Origin of the sequence: Dyella sp. (genome assembly GCF_036746095.1) — a bacterium.
GTDB lineage: Bacteria > Pseudomonadota > Gammaproteobacteria > Xanthomonadales > Rhodanobacteraceae > Dyella_B.
This window is the reverse complement of record NZ_DAIOEU010000108.1, coordinates 1-5,436: the sequence shown is the minus strand read 5'-3', so window position 1 is coordinate 5,436 and position 5,436 is coordinate 1. Positions and strand designations below refer to the sequence as shown.

The window sequence follows — 5,436 nt, the reverse complement described above, 5'->3', positions numbered from 1 at the left end:
CCTCCCTGCGCACCGCCGCCTCGCTGGGCGCCGCCGCCTCCCTGCGCACCGCCGCTTCCCTGGGCACCGCCGCCTCGCCGGGCACCGCCGCCTCCATGGGACCGCCGTCCTCCCTGAAATGGCGGCATATCTCTCAACACCCATTGGCTCGTCCAATCGTTACCCGTCTTGCCGGAGCGGACGAGCGTCCCAACGGGGCGTCCCGTGAGCGGATCCAGCACTTGCCAGGTCTGCGTACGCGGATCGAATCTGACCTGATAGACGTCGCCATTCGCCATCTTGATGAAATCGTCCCTGGTGCCATCCCTATTTAGGCGGGAATACACGTTTTTTTCATCAGGCTCCAATCCATCCAGCTTGCTCGCGTCCACACGGTAGCTGGATAAATCTTGGCGGCCGACTGTCCCAACCGTTTGTTCGGTCTGAGGATCCAGTACAGGCCAAGTCTTCGTGCTCGAATCGAATTCGCCGACCTTATAGGCATCTCCATTTGCCAGCTTGATGAAATCGTCCTTGGTGCCATTCCCATTCAGGCGCGAATACACGCCTTTTTCATCAGGCTGCAATCCATTGAGCTCATTGGGGTCCACGCGATATTTAGATAAGGCCTGGTCGCCGGGGCTCGGGCTGTTTGAGCCTCGCAAAAAATCTGGAGCATCCGGCGGCAGCGAAGGAAACCCGGCGGAGCGAGTGATTGGAATTGAGCCCCAATCGGCTGGAGTTACTCCACGATCGAGGGTATATGTAGCGGCGTTAGCCGGTCCGTTATCCAGCCCCGCCGGCTGGTGATCCGCAAATGCTGCATGGATGGCTTGGATAGACATGGCAATCACCCGACTGAACCTTGCAACGAACTTTGCAGGACAGTGGCACTAAGCGGGCGGTGCATATTCATTTCGGTACTTCCGTGCACTTCCGCGTTGGCGGCACGAAAACACAAACGCAACTGTACTGAGTAAAAGCCGAAGCGCCTTGCGTCTTCGCCATGCACTTCATTGCGGCCTGTATCGACGAATTTGGCCAAATTCTCATGACGCCGCGTGGTTTCTTTCGAGGTTCCGACAGGCTGCTAGAATGCCCCCATGCCAACCAACTCGCCCCAGTCACTCGCAGGCCTGTTTCTGATCGCCATGCCCAGCCTGACCGAGCCGCCGTTTTCGCGCGGCGTGGCCTTCATCTGCCAGCATGACGAAGACGGTGCAGTGGGACTGCTGGTCAATCAGCTTTCCGAATATCGTTTCGGCGATGTGCTGGCGCAGATGAAACTCCCATGCACCGACCCTGAGCTGGTCGATGCGCCGGTGCTGATCGGCGGTCCGGTGCAGCAGGAACGCGGCTTCGTGTTGCATCGCGAGCACGGCCATTGGGAATCGAGCTATCGCATCAACGGCGATTGGTCGGTCACCACCTCGCGCGACATCCTGGTTGCGATGGCGGCCGGCGAAGGTCCGCGCCTGGCGCTGATGGCGCTGGGTTATGCGGGCTGGGGCGCCGGCCAGTTGGAGCAGGAACTGAAGGACAATACCTGGCTCACTGCCGACGCCAGCGAACGCGTGGTCTTTCACACCCCGCTGGAAGAACGCTGGAGCGCCGCCGCGGGCCTGGTCGGCATCGATCCACTGCAACTCCCTGGCTACGCGGGCCACGCATGACCTGCGTGCTTGGCTTCGACGTCGGCAGCAAACTTATCGGCGTCGCAGTCGGCAATCGCGTCACCGCCAGCGCACGCGCCATCGCCACGCTTGCCATGCGCGACGACGCGCCCGATTGGCCCGCGCTCGATGCACTGCGCAGCGAATGGCTGCCCGACAGTTTCGTGGTAGGTCTGCCGCTTACACTGGATGGCGAAGAACAGGTTGCCAGCAAGCGTGCACGCCGTTTCGCCGAACGGCTACGCGAGCGCTACCGCATGCCGGTCGCCATGGTGGACGAACGCCATAGTTCTCTCGAAGCAGCGGAGCGTTTCGCTCAAGCACGCGCCGCAGGTTTGAAACGCCGCCGTGATGCGGCACAGATCGACGCCGAAGCCGCGGCGGTGATCCTCGAACGCTGGTTGCACGAAGCCCTATAAAAATCGGCAATCACAACAACACAAGAAGACACTCGCCATGTTCTCACGCCTGCGCCACCTCACCACGCTCGAAAACCTGCCGCGCGACTGCATCGAGCGGCTGCTGGATCGTGCCATCACCATGCGCGACGCCTGCGCCCACGGCACGCGCAAGCTGGATCTGCTCAACGGACGCACCATCCTCAACCTGTTCTTCGAACCCTCCACGCGCACGCGCACGTCGTTCGAACTGGCGGCGCGCCGATTGGGCGCGGACGTGATCAACTTCGACATCGGCTTCTCGTCCACCGCCAAGGGCGAAGAACTGTTCGATACCTTGCACACGCTGGAAGCGATGCATCTGGACGCCATCATCGTGCGCCACAAAGTCTCCGGCACGCCGGATGAACTGGTACGCCATGCGATGAGCGGCGTGTCAGTGGTCAACGCCGGTGACGGTAATCGCGCACACCCCACGCAAGGTTTGCTCGATGCGCTGACCATTCGCCAGCATCGTCCGGATTTCAGCCAGCTCACCGTGGTGATCTGCGGCGACGTCAAGCACTCCCGCGTGGCGCGCTCCGACGTGCACGCTTTCAGCAAGCTGGGCGCGAAGGAAATCCGCCTGTGCGGTCCGGCCTCCCTGATGCCGGATCAACAAGAATTCCCCACCTGCAAGTTCTACGACAACTTCGACCAGGCGATCGAAGGCGCGGACGTGGCGATCACGCTACGCCTGCAGAAAGAGCGCATGGCGAGCATCGAATTGCCTGACGAAGCTGCCTACTTCCGCGAATACGGCCTGGACACCCGCCGCCTGGCATTGGCCGCACGCGGCTGCCTGGTGATGCACCCCGGCCCGATCAACCGCGGTATCGAGATCGCACCGGAGGTAGCCGACGGCCCGCAGTCGCGCATCCTCGAACAGGTGGGCAACGGCGTGTTCGTACGCATGGCCGTGCTGGGCGAAATGCTGGCGCGTTGATAGCCACTCTTTTGCAAAGCCTTTAGGTCACGGCCACCAACGCGGACGCACTTGCATCGACGCCAGGGCGAACGATGCTGGACATATCGGGTCACGCCTGAACAATGCCGACGCTGGACCTGCTCTCCTGACAAACGGGCAGTGGCGCGAAACAACCACACCGGCCACACGCCAAAGCAGGCATAATGCCGCCGTTAAATTGACACCCTCGGGGAAGAATATGCGTAGACCCAAGCGCGTGCTGGCGCTGGCGTTTTCCGGCTTGTTGCTGGCCGCCTGCTCGCACAAAGACAAGGATGCCCCCCTGGCCTTCGTGCCGGCGGATACCCCTTACGTGTTAGCCAACCTGGACGTACTGGACGACGAAACACGCCAGGCCATCCTGACCCAGGTGGATGCCGAGCTGCCCGCCCAGGTCGTGCAGCTGAAAACGCAGGCCGACCAGCTCGCCGACAAAGATCCGGACATGGCGAAATACCTGCGCACCGTCGCCACCGAATTCGATGGCAAGACTGCCGAGCAGGTGATCCAGGAGACCGGCGTCAATCCCAAGGGCTACATGGCGCTCTATGGCCTGGGCCTGTCGCCGGTGCTCCGCATGGAGCTGGCCGACACCAAGGCGTTCGACAGTTTCGTTGCCAAAATCCAGAACGATTACGGCAAGAAGCTCGACGTAGTGACGTTGGGCGCGCAGAGCTACCAGCGTTACGTCGCACCGGTGTCGCACCTGCAATTCATCATCGCCGTGGTCGGCAAGCAGGCCGTGCTGGCGCTGCTGCCGCAGGATGCGGGACAGCCGCTGCTGCGCCAGGCGCTGGGCCTGGATCGCCCGGCGAAAAACGTGCAGGACACCGATCGCCTCGCCGATCTCGCCAAGTCCAAGGGCTATGCGAAATGGGCGGTAGGCCAGGTGGATCTCACGCGCCTGCTGCCGTTGCTGATCGGCGGCAAGGACCCGCTGGCACAAGCACTGCAGAAGATGCGCGCGGAAAACGAATCGGCCAAGACCGGTGAACCCGTGGCGAACATCATGCAACTGCCGCCGAGCTGCCAGAGCGAAGCCTCGCGCATCGCAGCACGCGTGCCGCAGATGAGCATGGGTTACACCACGCTGGACGAGAAGCATCGCGACATGCGTTTCGACGTATCGCTGGCCAGCGACATCGTCAACGCCTTCAACCATCTGAAAGTGGAACTGCCTGGCCTGGGCAGCGATCCCAGCGCGCCGTTCGAACTGAGCCTGGCCTTGCCGATGCAGCAGTTGCGCACGTTCTGGAGCGCGCAGGCGCAAGCGGTGGCGGACAAGCCTTTCACCTGCCCGATGCTCGACAACCTCAACGACACCTTCAGCAGCCTCGGCGACGCTACGCAGAAAGCGGCCGTACCGCCGATCGGCGACCTGCTCGGCCTGCATATCGCGCTGGATAGCTACACACCCAACCCCAACGGCGGCATGCCGAAGGTGTCGGGCCGCGTGGTGATCGGCACCAACAATCCGGCCGGCCTGCTCGCCATGGCGCAAATGACCAGCCCGATGCTCAACGGGCTGAAGCTCACCGGCGACAACAAGCCCGTTGCCCTGCCTGCCCAGCTCACCAATGCATTGGGTGAATCCGGATGGGCAGCGATGGGCGCCAAGTCGCTTGGTGTTGCCGTGGGCGCCGGTGAAGACGGCAAGCTCTCCGACATGATGCAGCAGCCGGGCGGCGATGCCGGCGAACTGATGCGCACGCACCTGGACGGTGACATGTACGCCAGCTGGATCAACCTGCTGGAGCAGCGCGCGGAAACCACGGCGGCGATGAGCTCCGCGTTGAATCCGGACGATTCCAGCGCGCAGGGCGACCCGAAAGCCGCACTCGCCAGCACCAAGGCGCAGTTCGAAGCAATGAAGTCCGAAGCGGCGCGCATCAAGTCAATCGGCATGCAGGTGCGGATGGAAGACCAGGGCATGGTGATCACCACGCATACCGAATTGAAGTGATCGTGCCTCCATGACTGCCGACAAAAAAAGGAGCCGATGGCTCCTTTTTTTGTTGACGGACATTACCTACCGCGCAGGCGCGAAAACCTGCTGCCAGCAGAACCGCTCAACGCCGCAAAAAGCCCGCGCCCAATCCATTCTGGCTGGTCTTGTCCTCTTCCAGCTCGACGCCTTCCAAGCCCTGCGACAGGGTATGCGCATCGCCACCTTGCGCCAGCTTGATGCGCAAGCGCACTTCGTTGGCGCTGTCGGCATGGCGCAGCGCATCCTCGTAGCTGATCTCGCCGGCCTGGTACAACGTCACCAGGCTCTGGTCGAAAGTCATCATGCCGAGGTTGCCGGATTCCTTCATCACTTCCTTGAGCTTGTGGATCTCGCCCTGGCGGATGTAGTCCTGCACCAGCGGCGTGCCCAGCA

5 protein-coding genes and 1 pseudogene are annotated in these 5,436 nt (G+C 62.2%); 4 read left to right on the top strand and 2 right to left on the bottom strand.

Going from position 1 to position 5,436, the window contains the following annotated elements; genetic code table 11:
• The coding region (locus tag V7M64_RS22030; RefSeq protein ID WP_333682286.1) for a hypothetical protein at positions 1–824 on the bottom strand (824 nt) is incomplete at its 3' end.
• A gap of 258 nt (positions 825–1,082) precedes the next feature.
• Here V7M64_RS22030 and V7M64_RS22025 point away from each other — a divergent pair.
• The 4 genes from V7M64_RS22025 (at position 1,083) to V7M64_RS22010 (ending at position 5,019) form a co-directional block, all read left to right on the top strand.
• Positions 1,083–1,652, top strand: coding sequence for a YqgE/AlgH family protein (locus V7M64_RS22025; protein WP_333682285.1), 570 nt, complete (start codon positions 1,083–1,085; stop codon positions 1,650–1,652).
• Positions 1,649–2,071, top strand: coding sequence for a Holliday junction resolvase RuvX (ruvX, locus tag V7M64_RS22020; RefSeq protein ID WP_333682283.1), 423 nt, complete (start codon positions 1,649–1,651; stop codon positions 2,069–2,071). Before V7M64_RS22025 ends, ruvX begins: the two co-directional genes overlap by 4 nt.
• Positions 2,072–2,108: 37 nt before the next feature.
• Positions 2,109–3,035, top strand: a complete 927-nt coding sequence (locus tag V7M64_RS22015) for an aspartate carbamoyltransferase catalytic subunit (RefSeq protein ID WP_333682281.1) — start codon at positions 2,109–2,111, stop codon at positions 3,033–3,035.
• Positions 3,036–3,255: 220 nt separating this feature from the next.
• On the top strand, positions 3,256–5,019 hold the full coding sequence (locus V7M64_RS22010) for a hypothetical protein (RefSeq protein ID WP_333682279.1): 1,764 nt from the start codon (positions 3,256–3,258) through the stop codon (positions 5,017–5,019).
• A gap of 106 nt (positions 5,020–5,125) precedes the next feature.
• On the opposite strand, the pseudogene V7M64_RS22005 reads toward V7M64_RS22010, so the two are convergent.
• Positions 5,126–5,436, bottom strand: a pseudogene (locus tag V7M64_RS22005) (type IV pili twitching motility protein PilT); the annotation flags it as partial.